Origin of the sequence: Methylobacterium brachiatum (assembly GCF_020523825.1) — a bacterium.
Classification (GTDB): domain Bacteria; phylum Pseudomonadota; class Alphaproteobacteria; order Rhizobiales; family Beijerinckiaceae; genus Methylobacterium; species Methylobacterium brachiatum.
Window position 1 is genome coordinate 341,207 of the sequence record NZ_JAJALK010000005.1, and the last position, 23,154, is coordinate 364,360.

Below are 23,154 nucleotides of genomic sequence, written 5' to 3' on the forward strand. Positions count from 1 at the left end.
CTTGCGGCCTGCCCCTTGTGCGTATGCGACAGATCAACGCAAGCGTCTCTGCGACGGCTTGCTTTTCAATGCTTCGAAGCTGCTCCTGCTGAAGCTCACAACACTTCCAGACCGCGCGATCGCGGCTCAGTTTTGTTGCGCGCTGGCAACAGTCCGGTGCGGCAGGATGAACGGCTGATCGGGGCCGGGGATGTGTCCGACCGGCCAGCGCACCCCGAACACCCGGGCGATCAGGTCGTCCCGCAGCACGTCCGCGGGCCGCCCGCTGGCGACCAGCCGGCCGCCTTCGAGGACCAGCAGCGTGTCGGCATAGGCGGCCGCGAGGTTGAGATCGTGCAGGATCGCCACCACGGCGACGCCGGAGGCCGCCAGCGCCGCGGCGGCGTCGAGGAGCGCACCCTGGTGGCGCAGGTCCAGGCTCGCGGTCGGCTCGTCGAGGAACAGCACCTGCCGGTCGGACACCGTGCGGCCGGCCTCCATCTGGCAGAGAACCCGGGCGAACTGCACCCGGGCCTGCTCGCCGCCCGACAGGGTCGGGTAGGCCCGGGCCGCGAGATGGGCGATGTCGGCCCGGTCGAGGGCACGAGCCAGGATCGCGTCGCGGTCGCGGGGCTTGAGGCCCCGGCCGATCCCGTCGAGCCCGATCCGTGCCACGTCGGCGGCGGCGAACGGGAAGGCGAGGCGCGCGGCCTGCGGCAGCACCGCCCGCATCGCGGCAAGCCGCCAGGCCGGGATCGCACCCACCGCCTCGCCCCCGTAGGCGACCTGCCCGCGGGTGGGGCGCAGCTCGCCGCAGAGCAGGCGCAGCAGGGTCGACTTGCCGGCGCCGTTCGGGCCGACGATCACCTGCAGGGAACCGGCGGCCACGTCGAGGGACACGTCGCGCACGAGGTCGCGCCCGGCCACATTGACGGTGAGGTCGCGGGCGGAGAGCAGGGCCGGCTCAGGCATCGGCGGCGACCCGCGCCCGGCCGAGCAGCAACCACAGGAAGACCGGCGCGCCGACCAGCGCGGTGACGATCCCGATCGGCAGCTCGGCCGGCGCCGCGACCAGCCGGGCGACGACGTCGGCGAGCACGAGGAACGCGCCGCCGAGCAGCGCCGAGGCCGGCAGCAGCAGGCGATGCTCCGGGCCGATCGCCAAGCGCAGGGCGTGGGGCACGACCAGGCCGACGAAGCCGATCACCCCGGCACCGGCCACGCTCGCCCCCACGGCGACGGCGACCAGGAAGATGCAGGCGCGCTTCAGCCGCTCCACCGGGATCCCGAGATGGAACGCCTCCGCCTCTCCGAGCACCAGGGCGTTGAGGCCGCGCCCGAGGAACGGCACCGCGACCAGGACCGGGAGGATCAATGGCGCCGAGGCCGCGACCTTGCCCCAGGTGGCGCCGCTGAGGCTGCCCAGCGACCAGAAGGTGAGATCGCGCAATTGCCGGTCGTCGCTCGCATAGGTCAGCAGGCCGGTGAGCGCGCCGCTCAGCGCCCCCAGGGCGATGCCGGCGAGCAGCATCGTCGCCACCGCGGTCCGCCCGGACCGGGTCGCCAGAGCGTAGAGGATCAGGGTCGCGCTCAAGCCGCCCAGGAAGGCGCCGGCCGGCAGGGCGAGATAGGGCAGCGGCCCGGGCAGGCCGGCATAGGCCAGCAGCCGGTCGCCCAGCACGATGATGCAGGCGGCGGCAAAGCCCGCCCCCGACGAGACCCCGACGAGGGCCGGGTCGGCCAGGGGATTGCGGAACAGCCCCTGCATCAGCGCGCCCGAGACCGCGAGCCCGGCGCCGATCATCAGCCCCAGCAGGGTGCGGGGCAGCCGGATATTGAGCACCACCAGGGCGTCGCGCGCCAGCGCCGGATCGGCGCCGCCACCGGTCAGAACCGCCAGGACCCGCTCCGGCGGGATGCGGATCGCCCCGAGGCTGACCGAGAGCAGCGCGACGGCAAGCATCAGCAGGGTGAGCCCCGCCAGCACCCACGGGAGCGCGGCGCGGGGGTTCCGCAGACCCCGGGAATCTCCCGATCGCCCCCTCATCCTGAGGTGCTTTCGCGCAGCGGAAGCCTCGAAGGAGCCCTCCAGATGTCACCGCGATCGCTGGAGGACTCCTCCGAGGCCCAACGATCGTCGATCGCCGGGCACCTCACGACGGGGTCGAGATGGGGGCAACCGTCGTCAAAGAAAAGCTCACTCACCCGGCAGGCCCGGATAGACCGCACGCATCAGCTCGATCGCGGCCTGGGGCGTGCGCGGCCCGAAGCCCAGGAGGTAGAGGCCGTCCATGGCGATCAGGCGGCGCTGCGCGCCGGCCGGGGTCCGGCCCAGGGCGGTGTCGGGGGCGAAGATCGTCTCGGGCCTGGGCGGCTCCGGGCCGTTCTGCATCATCACCACCGCGTCGGGGGCGGCGGCCACGATGGCCTCGTCGGTCATCGGCTTGAACCCGGAGACGCCGGCGGCCGCGTTGGTGATGCCGGCGAGCGCCAGCATGCCGTCCGCGGTGGAGCCGGTGCCGCCCACCACCGTGCGCCCGCCCTGCAGGGACAGGACCACGATCGCCCGGGCCGGCCTCTCGATCCGGGCGCGGCGGGCCGCGACCTCGGCGAAGCGGGCGCGCACCTCGGCGGCGAGGGAATCGGCCTCCGTCTCGAGGCCGGCGAGGCGCCCGATCACGGCGATCTTGTCGAGGACGCCCTCCGGGCTCGGCGGCTCGGCGACGGTCTCGACCCGCAGGCCGGCCTCGCGCAGTTGCGCCAGCACGGCGGGCGGGCCGGCGCCGTCGGCGGCGATCACCAGATCGGGCCCGCAGGCGAGCAGGCCCTCGGCCGAGAGCGCCCGCAGGTAGCCGACATTCGGCTTCTCGCGCAGGGCCTCGGGCGGATAGAGGCTGGTGGTGTCCACCGCCACGATCCGCGGGCCGGCGCCGATCCGGTACAGGATCTCGGTGACGGCGCCCCCCAGGGCGGCGATCCGGGCGGCCTTCGCCGCGGCGGCGGCTCCGCGGGGGGCGAGCGCCACGGCGGCGGCGGCGGCCAGGAGGGAACGGCGCGACCAGGCGGGGGCGATCGTCATTTGGTCAGGATCAGCTTGTCGTTGGCGGTGATGCGGAGCCGGTACCGCTGGCCGGCATGCCGGATGACGATCTCGCGGCGGCCTCGCAGGAGGCTCGCCGACACGATCTCCTCGTCCCGCTCCGAAGCCAAGGCGCGGAGCGCCAGATGCGGATCCCCGCGACCGTCGGCGCGCGCAACCCGGTTCTCATCCCCGTCCAGACCGGACATCTTCAGGAAGCCTCAGATTCGTTCTTTGTAACACTTCGAAATACAAAGACACGTGGCAGAGGCCGAACCATAGGGGCGATCTGCGGCAAATACCAGAGCCGACCCCGTCGGGATAACCTTGCGCAGATCCAGTCTAGTCAGATTGATCTTCGCTGCGCTCCGTCGTCGCCGGGGCGGGGGAAGACTGCACCGCCGGGCATGACGGGCGACGCTGGTCGGTCGATCCGCCGGTCTCGGCCGCGAAAACCGGTCCGGTGTGCCGGGTCCGCGGCGGCCTCAGCCGAACAGGGGCAGGCCGGCGCCGATGATGACGAGCCCGAGCACGATCAGGCTGCCGCCCGCGCTCTCCAGGGCCGCCTGCTGGACCGACCGCTTCGGGGCGATGCCCGCCAGGGTCGCGCCGGTGACGAGGCAGAGGACGCTCAGGATGGTCATGACAGGCGCCTCCAGCGGCCGGACTTCGGACACGCGCAACGGTTTCGGTCCGGATAAGGATGCAGCGCCGGCCTTAACGAACGGTCCACGCGGATTTTGCGGCGCGGGACCGATGGCCCGGTCGTGCCGGCCTCGGGGCATCGGCTTTCGAGCGTAGGCGAAGATACGCGCCCGCGCGCTGCGCGTTTACATGCCATCGGCGCCGCCGATCTCGGCCGCCACCAAGCACAAGTCGGATTTTTCAACAAACCGATACTACAGATTGATGTGCTGGATTGGATTAATTCCAAACTTTTGGGAATCATTTGCGAACGTTGTTTTCAATTCCTAGGATGACGGGACCGTTCCTCCAAACAATCGGACCCATGACTTTGACCGCTCGGACCATCCGCTGCCCGCCCCGCCGGGACCGGGCATCTTGGATGCACCCGATGCGCGGCCTGCTCATGCCGGCGCTGGCGGCCGGATTGTCCGCCGTCGCGATCGGCCGGGCGTTGGCGCAGGACCCGGCCCGCGCGGCCCCGCAGGCCGTGACGCTCGACGAGCTCTCGGTGGAATCCCGCGACGGGGCCGCGCGGGATCCCGGCCTGCCACCGCCGACCGGCACGATCGGCCGGGCGCCGGCCCCGTTCGCCGGCGGCCAGGTCGCGAGCGGCGGGCGCCTCGGGTTCCTGGGCAACCGCAGCGTGTTCGATACGCCGTTCACCCAGTCGAACTACACCGAGGAACTGATCCGCAACCAGCAGGCCCAGACGCTGGCCGACGTCTTCGCGAACAACCCGTCCGTGCGCGACCAGCAGCCGCCCTTCGGCTCGCAACCGAGCAGCTTCATCCGCGGCTTCTTCGTGAACTCCCGGGACTACGCCTTCGACGGCCTCTACGGCATCACGAACACCTACCGGCCCGCGGTCGAGGGGATCGAGCGGGTCGAGATCCTGAGCGGCCCCGGGGCCTTCCTGTACGGCTTCCCGCCCTCCGGCAGCGCCGTGGGCGTGATCAACCTCGTCCCGAAGCGCGCCGCCGCGACACCGCTGACGCGGGTGAGCGCCCAGTATCTCTCCACCGGCCATGCCGGCGGGACCTTCGATGTCGGGCGGCGCTTCGGGGACGGCGACGCGGTCGGCGTCCGGATCAACGGCGCCTACCGGAACGGGGCGACGCCGATCGATCGCCAGAACCTGGGCCTCGGCTTCCTGTCGCTGGGCCTCGACGTCCGCGGCGAGGCCCTCAGGCTCAGCCTCGATGCCGGCTACCAGCACCTCGATCTCGACGCCGAGAGCAACGGCCTCACCGTTCTCCCGGGCGTCCGGATCCCCCGGGCCCCCAGGCTGACCCTGAACGTGCAGCAGCCTTGGGAGCGATCCGACATCGAGCACGGATTCGGGGTGCTGCGCGCGGAATACGACCTCGCCCCGGACGCGACGCTGTTCGGCGCCGTCGGCGGCTCGCTGGCGACCCGCGACTTCTTCCGGACGCAGTCGACGATCACGGACGCCGCCGGCAGGCTGCGGCAACAGATCCGGACCGTATCGGCCGACAACCGGCAATGGACGGGCGAGGTCGGCCTGCGGGCCCGGATCGACACCGGGCCGATCCGGCATTCGGTCGCCGTGGTGGCGACGCACTACGCGATGGACGAGCCGTTCGCCACCGCCCTCGGGCCGCAGCAAGTCCGCTCCGCCCTGTACGCGCCCATTCTCGTCGCCCGGCCATCCCGGCCCGTGCCGCGCCCGAATGTGACGACCCTGTCGGAGCTGGACGGCCTCGCCGTCACCGACACCGCCTCGATCCTCGACGGGCGCGTCGAGCTCATGGCCGGCGGCCGCTTCCAGGCCGTGACGCGCGACCTCGCCCTGCCCGGCGGCGGCTTCTCGTCCCGCTACGACAAGTCGGCCGCGACCCCGATGACGGCGCTGATCGTCAAGCCGTGGGACAGGCTGTCCCTCTATGCCAGCTACGCGGAAGGGTTCGGCTTCGGGCCAAACCCGCCCGGCAGCGCGGTCAATGCCGGCGCGACCTTCCCGCCGGTCCGAACCAGCCAGATCGAGACGGGCGCCAAGCTCGATCTCGACCCCGTCGGGGTGACCCTGGCGTTCTTCGAGATCGCGCAGCCGTCCGGGGTCCTCGATCCCCGAACCTTTGTCTTCAGCCTGAACGGCGAGCAGCACAACCAGGGCATCGACCTGGCCGTGTTCGGCGCGCCCGCGGAGGGCGTCCGGGTGCTGGCGGGCCTGACCCTCATCGACGGGCGGCTGAGCAAGACCGCGGGGCGGGCCTACGACGGCCATGTCGCCCCCGGCGTGCCCGGCCTGCAGGCCAATCTCGGCGGTGAAGTGGACCTTCCGGCCTGGATGCTGCCGGGTGTGACCCTGACGGGCCGGGTGATCTACACGGCGTCCCAGTATTACGATCAGGCCAACACCCAGACGATCCCGGACTGGACCCGCCTCGACCTCGGCATCCGCCACAGCTTCACGGTGAACGGCACGCCGCTGACGGCCCGGTTCAACGTCGAGAATGCGGCCGGGGCCCGCTATTGGGCGTCCACGGGCTACAATGCGCTGAGCTACGGCACGCCGCGGACCTTACTGGCCTCCCTGACGGCGGATTTCTGAAACCCAGCGCGCCCGGCCTAGCTCCGCGGGAAGCGCCGGAGGTCGATCTCGATGGCGATCCGGTCGGCGCCGATCGCGGAGAACCGGATCCCGGCGCTCTCGAAGGTCTGCCGCACCGCCTGCCGGATCCGCGGACGCGGGCTCTCGCCGAACTCCTCCATCCGGCGGACGCTGGAGCCCGAGACCCCCGAGGCCGCCGCGAGGTCCTGGATCGACCAGCCGATGACCGCCCGGGCGCCGCGGATCAGCGGCCCGAGCGCGGCATCCGGCACCGCGTCGCGCGCGTCCTCCGGGACCGCGAGCACGAGGCCGAACCATTCGCGCACGGATCCGTCGGGCTCGGTCTGCGCCGCGCCCCGGCTGCTGAACCGGCGATACGTCCCGTCCGCGCCGCGGATGCGATACTCCGCACGGTAGGGCGTGCCGGTGGTCCGGGCCGCCTGCCAGGCGGCCAGGGCGGACCGGCGGTCGTCGGGATGAAGCGCGTCGAGCCAGCCGAGCCCCGCCATCTCGGCGGCGCTCTGCCCGGTCAGCTGTTCCCAGCCGGCCGCCATCTCGATCTCCCCGGCGGGATGGGCCGACCAGGTCGCGCCGGTGACCGCCCGCAGGACGCCGGTCTGGCGGCCCTGCATCCAGGCCGTGATCTCCCGGGCCTCGCGCGGCGCCGTGGTGTCGAGCAGGACGCCGTCCGTGCGCGCGGGCCGCGCATCGGGTCCGAGCACGACGTCGGTCTTCAGGGCGACCCAGCGGACCGTGTGGTCGGGCCGGATGATCCGGAATTCCCGGTCGACCGCATGGCCGAGCTGGATCAGGTCCCAGAGGTCCGCTTGCCCGGCCTGGTCGTCGGGATGGATCAGCCGGCGGAACAGGCTGCGCAGATCGTCCGCGAGCGGAAGCCCGGTCACCCGATGGAAGCCCTGGGACCCCCAGAGGCGGCGGGTCGCGATATCGAACGACCAGAAGCCGACCCCGCCCCGCTCCTCGACCAGCTTCAGCATCTGATAAGACGAGAGAGGAATTCCCTCTACGATATTATCATTATCGAACGCTGAAATTTGATCATGCTGCATCTAAACGAACTCAAACTGAGCACATGACGATCGGAGCCGGCGCTATAAAGATCTATATCCAATCCGCACTGTTTTCCGTCGGACAGTATTCCATCCCCGGATCTTGTAACGCAGCGGCGGCCGCCTTCGCTAGGTCAAGCTGAGCAGTGCTTCGCTGCGGTGCCGACATGGCGCCGGGCGCCCCATCCGCCGCAGGCCGGGCACGCGGCTTGGCCGACGCCGCCCAGGCTCGCATGGCGCGCCGTCTACTTAAAGTTTTGGATCCCGTCCAGGCCGTCGCCAAGATCCCGAACCGGCCGTCCGGCAAAGTGAACCGATTCTGATCAAGTTCGGTCGATCCGGAAAATTTTACGCTCATGCTGAGCAGATTTCTCTCAGAAAAAAACTTGTGACGTGGCCGCGTTTGTATAAAGATTATGATCTCATTAGTCTATGTCTGTCATAGTATATTCATATGACGTAGTGATCCGCGGTTTTCTATAGCACATCATCTAAGCACATCCCTGACAGGATCGAAAACAAGCTTCTCGACCAACGGTTCATCTGAATACCAACACACCCGCCTCTCCCGAGCGGTGGGACATCCTCTGCACCCGACTGAAGGCGTCGACACATGGCTCTTGCGAAGAAATCCGCCATCCACACCATGCCGGCGGCGACCGCCCCGCGGGAGAGTGTTTCGGCCCCCATGGGCCGGTCGCACCTCGTCGCCGAGGCGGAGAAGCGCAAGGCCCGGACCTTCGCGCGCCAGCAGAAGGCCGCCGAGCGGATCGCCTCGGCCACCGCCGAGCTGTCCAGCGGGATCGCCGAGGCGGCGGCCGCGGCCGAGGAACTGCGCAAGGCCTCCGAGCAGATCGGCGTCGGCGCCGAGGAGGCGGCGGGCGCCGCGCAGGAGACCATGAAGGCGGTGAACCAGGGGGCGGTCCTGATCCAGGCCGCCAAGGAGAACGCCACCACGTCCCTGCGCAAGACCGAGGCCCTGTCCGATCTCGTCGTCCAGACCGCGGCGCAGATCGACACGTCTGTTGCGGCGATCACCAAGGCGTCCGCGCGCCAGGAGGCGTCGGTGAAGCTGGTCGAGGAGCTCGACCGGCAGGCCAGCGCCATCGGCGAGATCGTGAAGGCGGTCGCCCGCATCGCCGACCAGACCAACCTGCTGGCGCTCAACGCCGCCATCGAGGCGGCCCGGGCCGGCCAGCACGGCAAGGGCTTCGCGGTGGTCGCCGACGAGGTCCGCACCCTGGCCGAGACCAGCGAGAAATCCGCCCGCGACATCCAGGCGCTCGTGGCGCAGATCCAGGCCGACGTGAAGGTCGCGGCCGACGGGATCAGCCAGTCGGCGATCTCGGCCCGCTCCCAGGTCGAGACCGGCCGGGCGGTCACCACCCAGCTCGACCGGGTGCGCACCGACATGGCCGAGATCATCGCGGGCTGCGGCGACCTGGCCCGCGCGGCCGACGAATCGGCCACCGCCGCCACCGAGGCGCAGAAGGGCGCCGAGATCATCGCGGCCGCGGCCGAGGAGCAGAGCGCGGCCTGCCAGGAGGCCGGCAAGATGGTCGAGCAGCAGACCACGGCGCTGTCGCAGAGCGAGGACGCCGCCCAGGAGCTGTCCGGCCTCGCCGAGGAGCTGAAGAACAGCACCAATATCGGCAAGAGCGCCGAGGAGGTCGCCTCCGCGGCGGAGGAGCTGTCCAGCGCCGTCGAGGAGATCAACCGCGCCGCCGGCCAGGTCACGATCGCCCTCGACCAGATCACCAAGGGCGCGCAGCAGCAATCGGCCGCGACCCAGCAATCCTCGGCCGCGATCGCGCAGATCGAGCGGCGCGCCCAGGTGACCCAGGATCTGGCGGGCGCCGCCGTGGAGAAGGCGCAGGCGATCGCGGAGATGCTGAACGAGAACAAGGGGCTGGTCGACGCGATGATCGACGGCCTGGAGAAATCCGTCGAGGCGGGCCGCGTGAGCCGCGATCAGGTCGCCGCGCTCGAGCAGGTCAGCCGGCGCATCGACAAGATCGTCGACGCGATCACCACGGTCTCGATCCAGACCAACATGCTGGCGGTCAACGGCTCGGTCGAGGCGGCCCGCGCCGGCGAGTTCGGCAAGGGGTTCGCGGTGGTCTCGACCGATATCCGCAACCTCGCCCGGGATTCCGCCGAGAACGCCGAGCGGATCAAGGACACGGTCAAGACCATCCAGGACACGATCGTGTTCGTGCGCGGCGATATCCAGGAGATCGCCGACGGCGCCGCCAACGAGGTCGAGAAGAGCCTCGCCATCTCCCGGAACTTCGACGCCGTGATCAAGGACATGGACGAGGTGCTGGGCGGCAACCGGGAGATCCTGACCGGCGCCGGCGGCATCGTCCGCATGGTCCAGGAGGTCCAGACGGCCATCGAGCAGGTCGCCGCCGCGGCCCAGCAGGCGGCGCGGACCTCCGCCGAGGCCGGGACCGCCGCCGCCGAGCAGGGCAAGGGCGCCGAGCAGCTCGCCGCCGCGATCGAGGAGATCGCCTCGCTCGCCGACGAGCTCCAGGCCGCCTGAGCCGAACCGCCCGGAGAGCGAAAGACCGACCATGGCAGACGCAGCAGCTCAGGCGGTGCAGGCGCCGGATCCCGGGTTCACGCCCGATCCGGCGGAGGCCGCCGCACGGCTCGACCACGCGGACGACCGCAGCGAGGCCCGTCAGTTCGTGATCTTCCACGTCGAGACGGAGATGTTCGCCGTCGCGCTGGCCGACGTGCAGGAGATCATCCGGATCCCCGAGGTGGTGCGGGTGCCGTTCAGCCCCGCCTCGCTGCTGGGGCTCGCCAACCTGCGGGGCACGGTCCTGCCGGTGCTGAACCTGCGGGACGTGTTCGCCTTCCCGCCGGTGCTGAACGACGACGCCACCCGGGTCGTCGTGCTCGACCAGGGCAATCCGATCGGCCTCGTGGTCGACCGGATGGCCAATGTTGTCACCGTCGATCCCGACCGGATCGAGCCGACCTCGGCGATCGAGGGCAGCGTCGACACCGCGCTCCTGACCGGGATGATCAAGGGCGACGACGGCCGCTCGATGGTGATGATCCTGGACGCGGCCCAGCTGGTGAGCCGCGAGTTCAGCCAGATCGCCGCGAAGGTCCGCCGGGCCGCCGGCCAGGTCCAGGCCGCCGACGCGGATTCCTCCGCCCGGGCCGAGGTCGAGGCCGACGAGGACCAGCTCGTGAGCTTCGAGGTGGCGGGGCAGGAATACGCCTTCCCGATCGAGCGGGTGCAGGAGATCGTGCAGCTGCCCGAGCGCCTGACCCACGTCCCGAACGCGCCGCCCCACGTGCTCGGGGTCATCACCCTGCGCAACCGCCTGCTGCCGCTCGTATCGCTGCGCGAGATGTTCGGCCTCGAGGCCAAGGCATTCACCGAGACCAACAAGGTCGTGGTGGTGTCCCTCGGCGAGGGCGGGACCCTGTCGGTCGGCGTCGTGATGGACAGCGTCAAGGAGGTGCTGCGGGTCAGCCGCAGCCTCGTCGAGCCGATGCCGGCGCTGCTGTCGCAGGACGGCGGCATGGACGAGATCCAGGCGATCTGCCGGCTGCAGGAGGGGCGGCGCCTCGTCTCCGTCCTGTCGGTCGAAAAGATGTTCGACACCAGCGCGCTGCGCAAGCTGGCCGCCACGGAGGACGAGGGCATGCGGGCCGAGGGACGACAGGATGGGGACGAGCGCCAGGACGCCGCCGACGAGGAGCAGTTCGTCGTGTTCCGGCTGATGGGCGAGGAATACGGCGTGCCGATCGAGGCGGTGCAGGAGATCGTCCGCGTCCCGGACGAGCTGACCCGCATCCCCAAGGCGCCGTCCTTCGTGGAGGGGGTGATCAACCTGCGCGGCGTCGTCCTGCCGGTGGTCGACCAGCGCCGCCGCTTCAACCTCGCCGAGGCGGAGCGCAACGACCGGCAGCGGATCATGGTCTTCACCGTCCGCGGCGTCCGGACCGGCTTCATCGTCGACTCGGTCTCCGAGGTGATGCGGATCTCGGCCAAGGCGATCGGCGACGCGCCCAACCTCTCGGACGCGCAGCAGCGCCTGATCCGCCGGGTCGCCAACCTGGAGAGCCAGAAGCGCATGGTGCTGCTGCTCGACACGATGCAGCTCCTCGACACGCAGGAAGCCGCCGCCGTCCGGCTCACGACCCATTGAGCCTGCGCCCCGTCACCCCGTCACCCTGGCGAGACCCCGCATGATCCGCGCCCTCGTGGCCGACGATTCCGCCTTGATGCGCAGGCACCTCACGCAGCTCCTCGAAGCGGCGGGCGGCTTCACGGTCCAGACGGCCCGCAACGGCGTCGAGGTGCTGGAGGCGCTCCAGAGCTTCGATCCGCACGTGATCACCCTCGACGTCAACATGCCGGAGATGGACGGGATCACCTGCCTGTCGCGGATCATGAGCGAGGATCCGCGGCCGGTGGTGATGGTCTCGTCGCTGACCGAGGAGGGCGCCGAGACGACCCTGCAGGCGCTGAGCCTCGGGGCGGTCGATTTCGTCCAGAAGCCCGGCGGCACGATCTCCCTGTCGATCGACCGGATCCACCGCGAGCTGCTGCTGAAGGTCCGCAGCGCCGCGACCACCCGGGTCCGCCGCAGCACCGGCCTGCGCGGGCGCCTGGCCGCCCAGCGCCGCCGTCCCGCCCCGCCGCCGCCGTCGGCCCAGGTCTCCTTCACGGGCGGTCGCCCCGGGCTGGTGCTGGTCGGCGTGTCCACGGGCGGCCCCGGGGTGCTGGAGGACATCCTGCCGCGCCTGCCGGCGGACTTCCCCTGGCCAATCCTGGTCGCCCAGCACATGCCGAGCAGCTTCACCGGGGTCTTCGCCCGGCGGCTGAACGACCTCTGCGCGGTCTCGGTGGTGGAGGTCGCCCGGCAGATGCCGATCGAGCCCGGCACGGTCTACATCGCCAAGGGGGATGCCGACCTCGTCGTGACCCGCCGCGGCATCGGCTATTCCGCGACGCCGCTGCCGCAGAGCGACACGCATATCTGGCATCCGAGCGTCGCCCGCATGGTCGAGAGCGCGCTCGCCCTGCTCCCGGCCAACCGGCTGATCGCCGTGCAGCTCACCGGCATGGGCGACGACGGCGCCGAGGCCATGGCCCGGCTGCGCGCCGGCGGCGGCCTGACCATCGCGCAGGACGAGGAGACGAGCGTCGTCTTCGGGATGCCGCAGGAACTGATCAAGCGCGGCGGGGCCAGCGTGGTCCTGCCGAGCGACGCGATCGCAGAGCAGCTTATCGGGTGGCTCGGTGCCCCGGAGGCCGGGGCTCTGGCCGGGGGACGCCGCCGTGGGACTTAAGAAGCCGACCGCTCCGCCGAAGACCGAGGCCGAGGCGCCGCACGCGGATCTCGCCGGGCTCAAGGCCGCCCTCGCCGCCCCGGAGGCCGGCGAGCGCCGTCGGGCCGCCCGGGAACTCGGCGCGTTCCCGGAGGCCGGGCCGCTGCTCTGCGCGCATCTCGCGCGCGAGCCGGCCGCCAGCGTCCGGGCCGTCATCCTGACGACCCTGATCCGCCTCAAGTCGCCTGCCGTGGTGGAGGGCCTGCTGCCGCTGCTGCGCAGCGAGGACAGCGCCCTGCGCAACGCCGCGATCGAGGCGCTCCAGGAGATGCCCATGGAGGTCGAGCCGCATGTCGCCGACCTGCTGGCCGATCCCGACAGCGACGTCCGCATCCTGGCGGTGAACATGCTGAGCCTGCTGCCGCACCCGAAGGCGCCGGACTGGCTGGCCGAGGTCGTGGCGCGCGAGGCGCATATCAACGTCTGCGCCGCGGCGGTCGACGGCCTGGCCGAGATCGGCAACGAGCGCGCGATCGCGCCGCTCCAGGCCCTGGCCGCGCGCTTCCCCGAAGTGCCGTTCATCCGCTTCGCGGCCGCCGCGGCGATCCGCCGGATCGGAGGGTCGTGATGCAGCCGCCCCGTTCCCTCGGCCAGACCGCCCCGGCGATCCAGGTCACCGAGGAGGAGTACGAGAAGTTCTACGAATATTTCTACCGCCGCACGGGCATCTCGTTCAGCGGCAAGAAGGAGTATTTCGTCGAGAAGCGGCTTCTGGAGCGGATCGCCAAGACCGGGAGCGACAGCTTCAAGTCGTATTTCACCCTGTTGCGCTTCCAGGCCTCGGGCGAGGAGCTGCAGCATCTCGTCAACCTGATGACGGTCAACGAGACCTACTTCTTCCGCGAGGATTACCAGTTCGACGCCCTGGTGCGGGGCATCCTGCCGGAGATCACCCGGACGCGCCGGCCCGGCGGGACGCTGCGGATCTGGTCGATGCCGTGCTCGACCGGCGAGGAGCCGTACTCGATCGCGATCCAGATCCTCGAAAACTGGTCCCGGGCGGACGAGTTCGACATCGAGATCACCGGGTCGGACATCGATTCCCGGGTGCTCGCCGATGCCCGCAAGGGGATCTACGGCAACCGCTCCCTGCAGCGGCTGTCGCCGGAGCTGCGCAAGAAGTATTTCCGGTCGGTCGGCGAGGACCAGTTCGAGATCCACGAGGAGCTGCGCAGCTCCATCGATTTCTCGATCGCCAACCTGTCGGACCCGATCCACATGCATCGCTACCGGGCGATGGACGTGATCTTCTGCCGTAACCTGCTGATCTATTTCGATGATACGTCCCGACGCGCCGCGGTCGAAGCGCTCTACGAATGCCTGACCCCGGGCGGCTTCATCTGCCTGGGCCATTCCGAGAGCATGAGCCGCATGTCGTCGATGTTCCTGCCGCGCAAGTTCGGCGACACGATCGTCTACCAAAGACCGATCGATTAGGATTGAGGCGGGCATGTCCGGCAAACGAATACTCGTCGTCGAAGACGGCATCACGATGCGGATGTTCTATCAGGACGTGCTCGGCCGGGCCGGGTTCGTCGTCGAGGAGGCCGCCAACGGGGTCGAGGGCCTGGAGAAGGCGCTGCTCGGCGGCTTCGACCTGATGATCGTCGACATCAACATGCCCAAGATGGACGGCTACGAGCTGGTGACGCGCATCCGCCGCGAGCCGTCGCTCCAGGCGATCCCCGTGGTCACGATCAGCACCGAGGCCAAGGACGCGGATGCGAGCCGGGCCTACGCGGTCGGGGCCAACTTCTACATCGTCAAGCCGGCCGACCCCGTGCTGCTGGTCGAGACCGCGCGCCTGCTGACGGGTGCGCAGGCATGACCAACCCCCTGCTGGCCCGGTTCATCCCGGAGGCGCGCGAGTTGCTGCAGGTCTCCGCGAGCGGCCTGCTGAAGCTGGAGCGCAACCCGACGGACGAGACCGCGATCAACGAGGTGTTCCGGGCGGTCCACACGATCAAGGGCTCGTCCGGCCTGTTCGACGCGCTGGCCCTGACCCGGCTGGTCCACGCCGCCGAGGATCTCCTCGGGGAGGTCCGGTCCGACGCGCTCCAGATCGATTCCGCCCTGGTCGACATGCTGCTCGACAGCCTCGACCAGGTCGGCCAGTGGATCGACGAGCTGGAGCGGCGCGCGGTCCTGCCGACGGATGCGGACGCGGTCGCGCACCGGATGTCCACGCTCCTGCGCCAGCGGCTGGGCACGCCGGACGACGCCCCCGGCGGGGAGCCGGCCGACGCGCTGCCCGGCACGGATCCGGCGCCGGGTGACGCCGCCGCGACGCTCCCGCCGGCGCTCCTGGCCCGGCTGCCCGCCCCCGCCTGCCTGGACGCGTTCCGGCGCGCCTGCGGGGGCGAGACGGTCCACTTGGTGCTCTACGCGCCGGAGCCGGGCTGCTTCTTCAACGGTACCGATCCTCTGCAGGCGATCCAGCAGGTCCCCGGTGCGCTCGCCCTCGACATCGCGGCGGACCAGCCCTGGGGGCCGCTGGAGGATCTCGACCCCTACCAGTGCAACCTGCACTTCGCCCTGCTGAGCACCGCGCCCCGGCCCGAGATCGAGCAGGCGATGCGCTACGAGCTCGACCGGGTCACCATCGCCCCCGTGCGGGCCCGGGACCTCGTGCGCATCGAAGGCGCGGCCAGCGACGGGCCGATCTGGGACGATTTCCGCGCGGCGGCCTCGGCGTTCCTCGACGCCGGGCACCACGACGATCTGCGCAAGGCCGTGGCGGCCCTGCGCAGCGTCGCCGGGCCGACCCTCTGGCGCCGCCAGGCTCTGGACTGGCTGGAGGTCGCCCTCTCGGCGGGCGAGCCCGATCGGGATCTCGTGGCGGCTCTGGTGGCGGCCGCCGGGACCGGCCGGTTCGATCCGGCCCCGGCCGACCCGTGTCCCGCCGGCGAGGCCCCGGCGCAGCAGCCGGCTTCGCAGGCCGCCGACCCGCGGGAGGACCTCGCCCGCACCGTCCTCACCAGCCAGCAGCGGGCGCTGGAGCGCACGGGCTACGACGCGGAGCGCCTCGCCTCGGTCGGCACCGTGGTGGGCAACGTGCTTCTCAGCCTCGGCCGCGACGCCGAGCGGGGGGCGATCCGGGCGGCGCTCGACGAGGCCCGGGAGACCCGCTCGGTCGCACCGGTGCTGAGCGCCCTGTCCGCCGTGCTGGACGGCGCCCCGCTCCAGCGGGTGGAGGCCGCGCCGGCGCCGGCCGAGGCGCTGCCGCAGGGCTTCGCCGAGGACGCCGCGTCGGTTCCGGTCGCCGGCAAGGAGCCGGAGGGGCGCCTGGCCGCCAAGTCCCTGAAGGTCGATCAGGCGAAGATCGACCTGCTGATGAACCTGATCGGCGAGCTGGTCGTCTCGAAGAACGCCCTGCCGTTCCTCGCCAAGCGCGCGGAGGAGACCTACGCCTCGCGCGAGATGTCCCGCGAGATCAAGGAGCAATACGCGGTCATCGACCGGCTCGCCCAGGAGATGCAGGGCGCGATCATGCAGGTCCGCATGCTGCCGGTGGCCGAGATCTTCGACCGGTTCCCCAGGCTGGTGCGCGACCTCGCGCGCAAGCTCGGCAAGCGGATCGACCTCGTCCTCGAGGGTGAGGACACGGCCGCGGACAAGACCATCATTGAGGCCCTGGGCGACCCGCTGCTGCACATCGTCCGCAACTCCCTGGATCACGGGATCGAGGCGCCGGAGGAGCGCCGGGCGGCCGGCAAGCCCGCCACCGCGCGCCTCCTCCTGAAGGCCCGCCAGGAGGCCGACAGCGTCGTCATCGAGGTCCAGGACAACGGCCGCGGCATCGATCCGGCCCGGATCCGCGCGGCCGCGGTCGCCAAGGGCGTGGTCGGCCAGGAGGAGGCGGACCGCCTCTCCGACCAGGAGGCGATCAACCTGATCTACCGCCCGGGCTTCTCGACGGCGCTGGAAGTCTCGGACCTGTCCGGCCGCGGGGTCGGGATGGATGTGGTGCTGACCACCGTGGAGAAGCTCGGCGGCCAGGTCTCGGTGAGCTCCCGCCTCGGCGAGGGGACGACGACGCGCCTGGCCCTGCCGCTCAGCATGGCGGTCACCCGGATCATGATCGTGGAGACCGCCGGCAGCCTCTACGGCGTGCCGATGGACATGATCGTCGAGACCGTGCGGGTGCCCCGCGAGCGCATCCGCATGATCAAGAAGGCCGAGACCTTCGTGCTGCGCGAGACGATCATCCCGCTGCTGCGGCTGTCGCGGCTGCTGCACCTGCCCGAGCAGCCCCGGGGCGAGGCCGACGCCGCCGTGCTGGTCTGCCACGTCAACGGCCGGCGGGTCGGCCTGATCATCGACAACTTCCGGGAGGGGATGGACGTGATCCTCAAGCCCCTGGAGGGCGTGCTTGCGGGCATCGGCGGCTATGCCGGCACGACCCTCCTGGGGGACGGCCGGGTCCTCCTCGTGCTCGATCTCAGGGAGCTGCTGTGATGGCCATCCGGATCGCCCGAAAGACCATCCACCTCGAAGGGCATTGCACCGTCGAGGAGGCCCTGCCGCTTCTGGAGGCCCTGCGCAGGCCGGGCGCCCACAAGGTCGTGCTGACCAAGTGCCAGGGGCTGCACACCGCCATCCTGCAGGTCCTGGCCGCCGCGCGGCCGGCCACCCTCGCGCCGCCCGCCGACCCGGCGCTGGCCGGGCTCGTCATGCCGTTCCTCGAGGCGTCCCGGCAGGCCGCCCTGCAGCGCTCCGCCCCGCCGGCCTCCGGAGCGGCCGCTTGACCACGATCCTGGCCATCTCGAACCGGAAGGGCGGCAGCGGCAAGTCCACGACCTCGGTCAACCTGGCGGCCGAGTGCGGCGCCCGCGGCCGGCGCACGCTGCTGGTCGACCTGGACACCCAGGGGCATGCCGGCCTCGGCTTCGGCATCGTGCCGGAGCGCGACGCGCCGACCGCCCACCACATCTTCACGAGCCCGGATTTCGACCTGCAGGCGGCGATCCGGCCCACCGCCTTCGCGGGCGTCTCGGTCGCCCCCGCCGACCAGCTGTTCGACGGGATGACGGTCGTGGACCGCAGCGTCTCGGCTCTGCAGCGCTGCCTGCGCGGCCCGGAGATCGCGGCGCGGTTCGACCTCGTGATCGTCGACACGCCGCCCTCGCTGGACATGATCCTGGTCAATGCGCTGGCCGCTGCCGATGGCGTCCTGGTCCCGATGATCCCGCACGCCCTGTCGGCCGAGGGCGTGCGCCAGTTGGCCCGGCTGTTCTTCCGCATCGCCACCACGGTCAACAGCGACCTGACGGTGGTCGGCCTGCTTCCGGTGATGCTCAACGTGCATACCAACCACCACCGCGAGACGATGCAGGACGTCGCCCGGGAATTCGGGATCGAGCGCGTGCTCACCGGCATCCGGACCGACATCCGCCTCGCGGAGGCCTTCGCCGCCCGTAAACCCATCCGGGACTACGCGCCCTCCAGCCGCGGCGCCGCCGATTACGCCCTGCTGACCGACGAGCTCACCGCCGTCTGGCAGGCCGACACGGCCCCCGCATCCCACGCACCGTCCTAGGAGACCCTCTTGGCCACGACGATCATGATTGTCGACGATTCCCCGACCATGCTGATGAGCATCGAGGGCATCCTGAGCAAGGCCGGCCTCGGCGTCGTCAAGGCGGCGAGCGGCGAGGAAGCCGTCACGACGCTGCAGGGCGGCACCAAGCCCAACCTGCTGATCACCGACCTCAACATGGGGGCGATGAACGGCATCGAGCTGATCCGCCGGGTGCGCAAGCTCCCGGGCCTGCAGTTCATCCCGATCCTGATGCTGACCACCGAGTCCCAGCAGGACAAGCGCAACGAGGCGAAATCGGCGGGTGCCACGGGCTGGATCGTCAAGCCGGTGGACCCGGATGCCCTGCTCAAGGTGATCCGCCAGCTGGTCCCCGGAGCCTGATCGTGGCCTGGGCCCCTCCCCCCCTCGCGCTCCGATGGTCCGGACCGCTCTGCGCCGGGCTGTCGGCCCTGGTGCTCGCCGGCGCCGGCACGGTGGCGTTCGGGCCCGTGCCGGGCGTCGCCGCCCTGGCGGTCCTCGGCTTCGCGGCGAACTGGGGGGCGAGCTGGGTCTCGGCGGTGCTGAGCCGCCCGTCGCCGAGCCCGGAGGCGCCGGCGCACCGGGCGCCCGCGGAGGCGCCGCAAGCGGAATCGCGGCAGGACGATCCCGGCGCGCAAGAGGCGACCGGACCGGCGACGGGGCACGCAGCGGTCCCGGCCGAGATTCCGGCCGAGATCCAGGCCACCCTGGCCGACCATCTCGCGGTCTACGACCGCCTGTTCGAGCGCGCCGCCACCGACACGGCCTCGGTCACCACCGAGACCGAGGCCGCCGCCTACGACATCATGACCAGCCTGCGGGAGGTCGACGGCGCCATGAGCGAGCTGCTCGCCTTCCTGGATCTGTCCGGCTCCAACACCCGGGTGGTCGAGATCGTCGACCAGACCGACCAGCAGCTCACCGAGAATCGCCAGCTGATCGGCGACTTCCTGGTCCGCCGCGACGAGGACGTGGTGACCTGCCGGCAGCGCCTCGACGAGCTCGACGTCGCCACCGCCCAGCTCACCCGGGCGACCGACGGCGTGCAGGCCATCGCCCGCCAGACCAACCTGCTCGCCCTGAACGCGACGATCGAGGCGGCCCGGGCCGAGAAGGCCGGCGCGGGCTTCGCCGTGGTGGCGAGGGAGGTCAAGGAGCTCTCGAGCGCCTCCGCGGGGACCGCGACCCGCATCGCCCAGGATCTCGCCAGCCTGCGCGTCTCCATCCGCGAGAATTTCGCCAGCCTGGTGACCGACCGGGTCGAGAGCGAGCGCGGGGAGCTGATGAAGATCGCCTCGGCGATCGCCAGCCTGACGGAGAACATGGAGCGCCTGGTCGCCCACCAGCGGGACACGCTGGTGAAGGTCCAGGAAGAGAGCGCCCGCATCGCCCAGCCGATCGTCCGGCTCATCGGATCGATCCAGTTTCAGGACGTCACGCGCCAGCGCCTGCAGCATCTGGAAGGTATTTTTGCCGCCGCCCGCACGCATCTTCACGCACTGGATCTGTCGAATCCCTTGACGAAATCTTGGCCCGACGCTAGATCATTTGCAGAAATTGCACTTTCCGAGGGACCGTCACCCCCGAGAAGCGCGGCAAAACAAAATAATGATATCGAGTTGTTTTAGAGAATTTTGAAACATCGCATTCTACCAGATGCATCTGCCCTGAACGTCAGGCTTGTGATGCACACTTTCAGAATTCATGACAGGAGGATTGATCTATGGCATCGGTCCTCCTGACGGATGACGTGGCCGTCGTGCGGATGACGGTCCGGCGGTTTCTGGAGCGGGGCCGGCACAGGGTCGAGGAATGCGGGTCCGCCGCCGAGGCGGAGGCCCTGTTGGGCAGCCGCCCGTTCGACATCCTCGTCACCGACCTCTGGATGCCCGGGCGGGACGGGCTGACGCTGATCGGCTGGGTCAAGGCGCACAAGCCCGGCCTGCCGATCATCGCGATCACCGGGGGCGCCCCGCGGGCACCGCAGCTCTTCTCGATGGAGGAGGCCGCGCGCGTCGGGGCCGACCGCGTGCTGATGAAACCGGTCGGCATGCAGGAACTCCTGGCCGCCATCTCCGCCCTCGCCCCATCGGACGCCAAGGAGTGATCGAACATATGCACGGCGTCGGACAGATCCTCCAACAGAACCGGGCGGGCGTCCTCGACGCGTGGCTCGCCAAGCTGCGCGACACCGCGCCGGGGGCGCAGCCGGGCTCGCTCCAGCTGCTCAAGCTCGAGCTGGGCACCCTGGTCGAGAAGCTCACGGCCTATTTCCTCTTGGACGACGGCGACGGCGCCGGGCCCGCCTTCAAGGCCGTGGAGGAGCAGGCCGCCACGATCAGCGCCGCCTGCGTCCGCGACGGGCTGACGCCGATGGAGACCGCCACGCTGATCCTGTCGCTGAAGACGATCGCGGGCGAGATGCTGGATCGCGAGACCAGCGCCAAGGCGACCGAGCTCTACAGGATGCGCACCGCCCTCGACGCGGTGGTGGACCGGCTCGCCCTCATCACCTTCGCGGCCTTCGTCGAGACCCGCGAGGAGATCATCAAGCGCCAGGGCCGGGCGCTGCTGGACCTGGCGACCCCGGCCCTGCCGATCTGGCGCAACATCATCCTGATGCCGCTCGTCGGGATCATCGACACGCAGCGCGCCCGTCAGGTGATGGAGTGGCTGCTGGAGGCGCTCTCCCGGGAGGAGGCGCGGATCGCGATCCTCGACGTGACCGGCGTGCCGCTGATCGACAGCCGCGTCGCCCTGCACCTGACCAAGACCGTCGAGGCCGCGCGCCTGCTCGGCTCCCAGGTGATCGTGACCGGCATCAGCCCGGACGCGGCCCAGACCCTCGTGAAGCTCGACGTGGATCTGTCCAACATGATCACCCGGGGGACGCTGCGGGCGGGCCTGGCCGAGGCCTTCCGGCTTCTCGGCCCGCATGCCAAGGGCGCGCACGAGACGATGCTCTGATGCGCGTTCCCATCCTCCGGCTCGGCCGCGTCCTCCTCACCTCCCTGCCGGCCGACCTGACCGACCAGCAGGTGATGGACCTCCAGATCGACGCCCTGGCGCTGATCCAGGCCGGCAAGGCCGACGGTCTCGTGATCGACATCACGGCGGCCGACGTCGTGGATTCGTACATGGCCCGGATCCTCTCGGAGACGGCCAAGATGGTGAAGATCATGGGGGGCGTCGCGGTCCTGGCCGGCATGCAGCCGGCCGTGGCCCTGACGCTCGTGGAGATGGGCCGGGACATGATCGACATGGAGACCGCCTTCGATCTCGAAGGCGGGGTGGCCAAGGTCGGTCGGATGGTGGCTTCCCGCGGAGGTCGCCATGACGAAGTTCCGACCGCCTGATCGCTCCGAACCGGAGCCGCCGCCGGGCGACGAGACCCGGGCCGTCGTGGACATCCGGGCTCAGGACGACATCCTGCGGGCACGCCAGGCGAGCCGCGGCGCCGCCGCGGCGATCGGCTTCGGCACCGTCGATCAGACCCGCCTGGCCACCGTGGTCTCCGAACTCACCCGCAACGCCCTGATCTATGCCGGCGGCGGCGCGTGCCGGGTGCTGACCCGGCTGACGGCCCGGGAGCGGAGCATCGTGATCGAGGTCGAGGATAGCGGGCCGGGGATCGCCAACGTCGCCGGCGCGCTGACGCGCGGATACTCGACCGGGGGCGGCCTCGGCCTCGGCCTCGCCGCGGTGCACAAGTTGATGGACGACCTGACGATCGAGACCTGTCCGGGCCACACCCTGGTCCGGGCCGGCATGACGAGGCGGCGATGAGCCGGTCGCCGGGCTTCCCGGACCCGGCCGTCCTCGGGCCGGCCATCCCGGGGCCGGACGTCGTAGGGCCGGACGTCGTGGTGCTGCGGGTCACGAGCGAGATCGACGCCGCCGAGGTGCGCCAGGAGGCGCGCCGGCTCGCCCTGCGCCACGGCTTCAGCACCGTGCGGGCGCACGGCCTGGCCACGGCGGTCTCCGAACTCGCCATGAACCTCGTCCTCCACACCACGCGCGGCGGGCTGATCCGCCTGACCGCGCAGGATACGCCCGACGCGTCCGTGATCGAGCTCGTGGCCGAGGATGACGGCCCGGGGATCCCCGATCTCGCCCTCGCCATGGAGGACGGCTTCTCGACCCGCGGCGGCCTGGGCTGCGGCCTCCCGGGGACGCGCCGCCTGGTCGATAGCTTCACGATCACCACCCGGGTCGGGGAAGGGACCCGCATCGTCTGCCAGGTGCGGCGGCCGTGAGCCCGGATCCGGTGATCCCGATCCCCCGGATCGCCGCGGCCACACGGGTCTATCCCGGCGAGACCGCCTGCGGCGACCTGGTGGCCTGGTGGCAGGAGGGGGACGCGACCTTCGCCTGCATCGTCGACGGCCTCGGGCACGGGCCGGACGCCCATCACGCCGCCCGGAGCCTGCTCGCTTTGGTCGAGGGCCAGGTGGGACTCGAGCCGGCCCAGCGGCTCGCCACCGCCGACCGGGCCATGCGCCACACCCGCGGCGCCGCGGCGGCCCTGGTGCGCATCGATCCCGCCGCCAGGACCATCACCACGGCCGCCGTCGGCAACATCCAGGGCGCGCTGTTCGCCGCCCGGACTCTGCGGTTCGACGGCATGCCGGGGATCGTCGGGGCGGGCCTGCGCCCGCTCAAGCCCCTGGTCGTCCCGTTCACCGCCGCCGACATCCTGGTCCTGTGGACCGACGGGCTCCGGCCGGTGGACCTGGAGCCGGATGCGGCGCGCGCCGATCCCGAGCGGCTCGCCGCGGACCTGATGGCCAGCCACGGACGCCAGAGCGACGATTGCGGCGTCCTGTGCGTCGCCTTCCGGGCGTGA

The 23,154-nt window shown here is 70.9% G+C and carries 24 protein-coding genes; 18 read left to right on the forward strand and 6 right to left on the reverse strand.

All coding sequences use genetic code 11. The features are described from left to right. Positions 1-126: 126 nt before the first annotated feature. The 5 genes from LGR69_RS14455 to LGR69_RS14475 form a co-directional block, all read right to left on the reverse strand. Positions 127-951 (reverse strand): heme ABC transporter ATP-binding protein, encoded by an 825-nt coding sequence (locus LGR69_RS14455; protein WP_230366437.1) that lies wholly within the window; start codon positions 949-951, stop codon positions 127-129. Beyond that, entirely contained in the window at positions 944-2,026 is a 1,083-nt protein-coding gene (locus LGR69_RS14460) for a FecCD family ABC transporter permease (protein ID WP_007567463.1), read from the reverse strand. The genes LGR69_RS14455 and LGR69_RS14460 overlap by 8 nt, the downstream gene beginning before the upstream one ends. A gap of 150 nt (positions 2,027-2,176) precedes the next feature. Next, a complete protein-coding gene (locus tag LGR69_RS14465; protein ID WP_230366438.1) occupies positions 2,177-3,058 on the reverse strand; it encodes a heme/hemin ABC transporter substrate-binding protein in 882 nt (293 codons plus the stop codon). Next, entirely contained in the window at positions 3,055-3,267 is a 213-nt protein-coding gene (gene hemP, locus LGR69_RS14470) for a hemin uptake protein HemP (protein ID WP_007567467.1), read from the reverse strand. Before hemP ends, LGR69_RS14465 begins: the two co-directional genes overlap by 4 nt. 276 nt (positions 3,268-3,543) lie before the next feature. Further along, the gene (locus LGR69_RS14475) at positions 3,544-3,702 is read right to left on the reverse strand and encodes a hypothetical protein (protein WP_163006137.1); all 159 of its coding nucleotides are present in this window, start codon (positions 3,700-3,702) and stop codon (positions 3,544-3,546) included. A gap of 431 nt (positions 3,703-4,133) precedes the next feature. On the opposite strand from LGR69_RS14475, the gene LGR69_RS14480 reads away from it, so the two are divergent. Beyond that, positions 4,134-6,317, forward strand: coding sequence for a TonB-dependent receptor (locus LGR69_RS14480; protein ID WP_230366439.1), 2,184 nt, complete (start codon positions 4,134-4,136; stop codon positions 6,315-6,317). Between the two features lie 17 nt (positions 6,318-6,334). Here LGR69_RS14480 and LGR69_RS14485 read toward each other — a convergent pair whose 3' ends face one another. Continuing rightward, on the reverse strand, positions 6,335-7,315 hold the full coding sequence (locus LGR69_RS14485) for a PAS domain-containing protein (protein ID WP_230366440.1): 981 nt from the start codon (positions 7,313-7,315) through the stop codon (positions 6,335-6,337). 685 nt (positions 7,316-8,000) lie between these two features. Between LGR69_RS14485 and LGR69_RS14490 the strand changes: the two genes are divergently transcribed. From LGR69_RS14490 to LGR69_RS14570, 17 genes are all read left to right on the forward strand, one after another. Continuing rightward, positions 8,001-9,932 carry a methyl-accepting chemotaxis protein gene (locus LGR69_RS14490; RefSeq protein ID WP_230366441.1) on the forward strand — a complete coding sequence of 644 codons (1,932 nt, stop codon included), beginning with the start codon at positions 8,001-8,003 and terminating at the stop codon, positions 9,930-9,932. A 31-nt stretch (positions 9,933-9,963) separates the two neighbouring features. After that, complete coding sequence (locus LGR69_RS14495; RefSeq protein WP_230366442.1) at positions 9,964-11,562, forward strand: chemotaxis protein CheW; 1,599 nt, start codon at positions 9,964-9,966, stop codon at positions 11,560-11,562. 40 nt (positions 11,563-11,602) lie between these two features. Further along, positions 11,603-12,709, forward strand: coding sequence for a chemotaxis-specific protein-glutamate methyltransferase CheB (gene cheB / locus LGR69_RS14500; protein ID WP_230366443.1), 1,107 nt, complete (start codon positions 11,603-11,605; stop codon positions 12,707-12,709). After that, positions 12,699-13,316, forward strand: coding sequence for a HEAT repeat domain-containing protein (locus tag LGR69_RS32040; RefSeq protein ID WP_091861351.1), 618 nt, complete (start codon positions 12,699-12,701; stop codon positions 13,314-13,316). The genes cheB and LGR69_RS32040 overlap by 11 nt, the downstream gene beginning before the upstream one ends. After that, on the forward strand, positions 13,316-14,185 hold the full coding sequence (locus LGR69_RS14510) for a CheR family methyltransferase (RefSeq protein ID WP_230366444.1): 870 nt from the start codon (positions 13,316-13,318) through the stop codon (positions 14,183-14,185). The genes LGR69_RS32040 and LGR69_RS14510 overlap by 1 nt, the downstream gene beginning before the upstream one ends. Before the next feature lie 13 nt (positions 14,186-14,198). Beyond that, positions 14,199-14,576 (forward strand): response regulator, encoded by a 378-nt coding sequence (locus LGR69_RS14515; protein ID WP_007567482.1) that lies wholly within the window; start codon positions 14,199-14,201, stop codon positions 14,574-14,576. Beyond that, entirely contained in the window at positions 14,573-17,206 is a 2,634-nt protein-coding gene (locus LGR69_RS14520; RefSeq protein WP_230366445.1) for a chemotaxis protein CheA, read from the forward strand. Before LGR69_RS14515 ends, LGR69_RS14520 begins: the two co-directional genes overlap by 4 nt. Beyond that, the gene (locus LGR69_RS14525) at positions 17,206-17,496 is read left to right on the forward strand and encodes a hypothetical protein (protein ID WP_230366446.1); all 291 of its coding nucleotides are present in this window, start codon (positions 17,206-17,208) and stop codon (positions 17,494-17,496) included. The genes LGR69_RS14520 and LGR69_RS14525 overlap by 1 nt, the downstream gene beginning before the upstream one ends. Further along, positions 17,493-18,287, forward strand: a complete 795-nt coding sequence (locus LGR69_RS14530) for a ParA family protein (RefSeq protein WP_091861063.1) — start codon at positions 17,493-17,495, stop codon at positions 18,285-18,287. The genes LGR69_RS14525 and LGR69_RS14530 overlap by 4 nt, the downstream gene beginning before the upstream one ends. Positions 18,288-18,296: 9 nt before the next feature. Beyond that, a complete protein-coding gene (locus LGR69_RS14535; RefSeq protein ID WP_007567488.1) occupies positions 18,297-18,671 on the forward strand; it encodes a response regulator in 375 nt (124 codons plus the stop codon). Positions 18,672-18,673: 2 nt separating this feature from the next. Then, positions 18,674-19,936: a methyl-accepting chemotaxis protein gene (locus LGR69_RS32045; protein ID WP_230366447.1), complete on the forward strand. Its 1,263-nt coding sequence runs from the start codon at positions 18,674-18,676 to the stop codon at positions 19,934-19,936. Between the two features lie 95 nt (positions 19,937-20,031). Further along, the gene (locus LGR69_RS14545) at positions 20,032-20,415 is read left to right on the forward strand and encodes a response regulator (protein WP_007567491.1); all 384 of its coding nucleotides are present in this window, start codon (positions 20,032-20,034) and stop codon (positions 20,413-20,415) included. Positions 20,416-20,423: 8 nt separating this feature from the next. Beyond that, positions 20,424-21,275: an STAS domain-containing protein gene (locus tag LGR69_RS14550; RefSeq protein ID WP_007567493.1), complete on the forward strand. Its 852-nt coding sequence runs from the start codon at positions 20,424-20,426 to the stop codon at positions 21,273-21,275. Next, the gene (locus LGR69_RS14555; RefSeq protein WP_007567495.1) at positions 21,275-21,664 is read left to right on the forward strand and encodes an STAS domain-containing protein; all 390 of its coding nucleotides are present in this window, start codon (positions 21,275-21,277) and stop codon (positions 21,662-21,664) included. Before LGR69_RS14550 ends, LGR69_RS14555 begins: the two co-directional genes overlap by 1 nt. Next, positions 21,642-22,094: an ATP-binding protein gene (locus LGR69_RS14560; RefSeq protein ID WP_230366448.1), complete on the forward strand. Its 453-nt coding sequence runs from the start codon at positions 21,642-21,644 to the stop codon at positions 22,092-22,094. Before LGR69_RS14555 ends, LGR69_RS14560 begins: the two co-directional genes overlap by 23 nt. Next, on the forward strand, positions 22,091-22,564 hold the full coding sequence (locus LGR69_RS14565) for an anti-sigma regulatory factor (protein WP_230366449.1): 474 nt from the start codon (positions 22,091-22,093) through the stop codon (positions 22,562-22,564). Before LGR69_RS14560 ends, LGR69_RS14565 begins: the two co-directional genes overlap by 4 nt. After that, positions 22,561-23,154, forward strand: a complete 594-nt coding sequence (locus LGR69_RS14570) for a SpoIIE family protein phosphatase (RefSeq protein WP_007567500.1) — start codon at positions 22,561-22,563, stop codon at positions 23,152-23,154. Before LGR69_RS14565 ends, LGR69_RS14570 begins: the two co-directional genes overlap by 4 nt.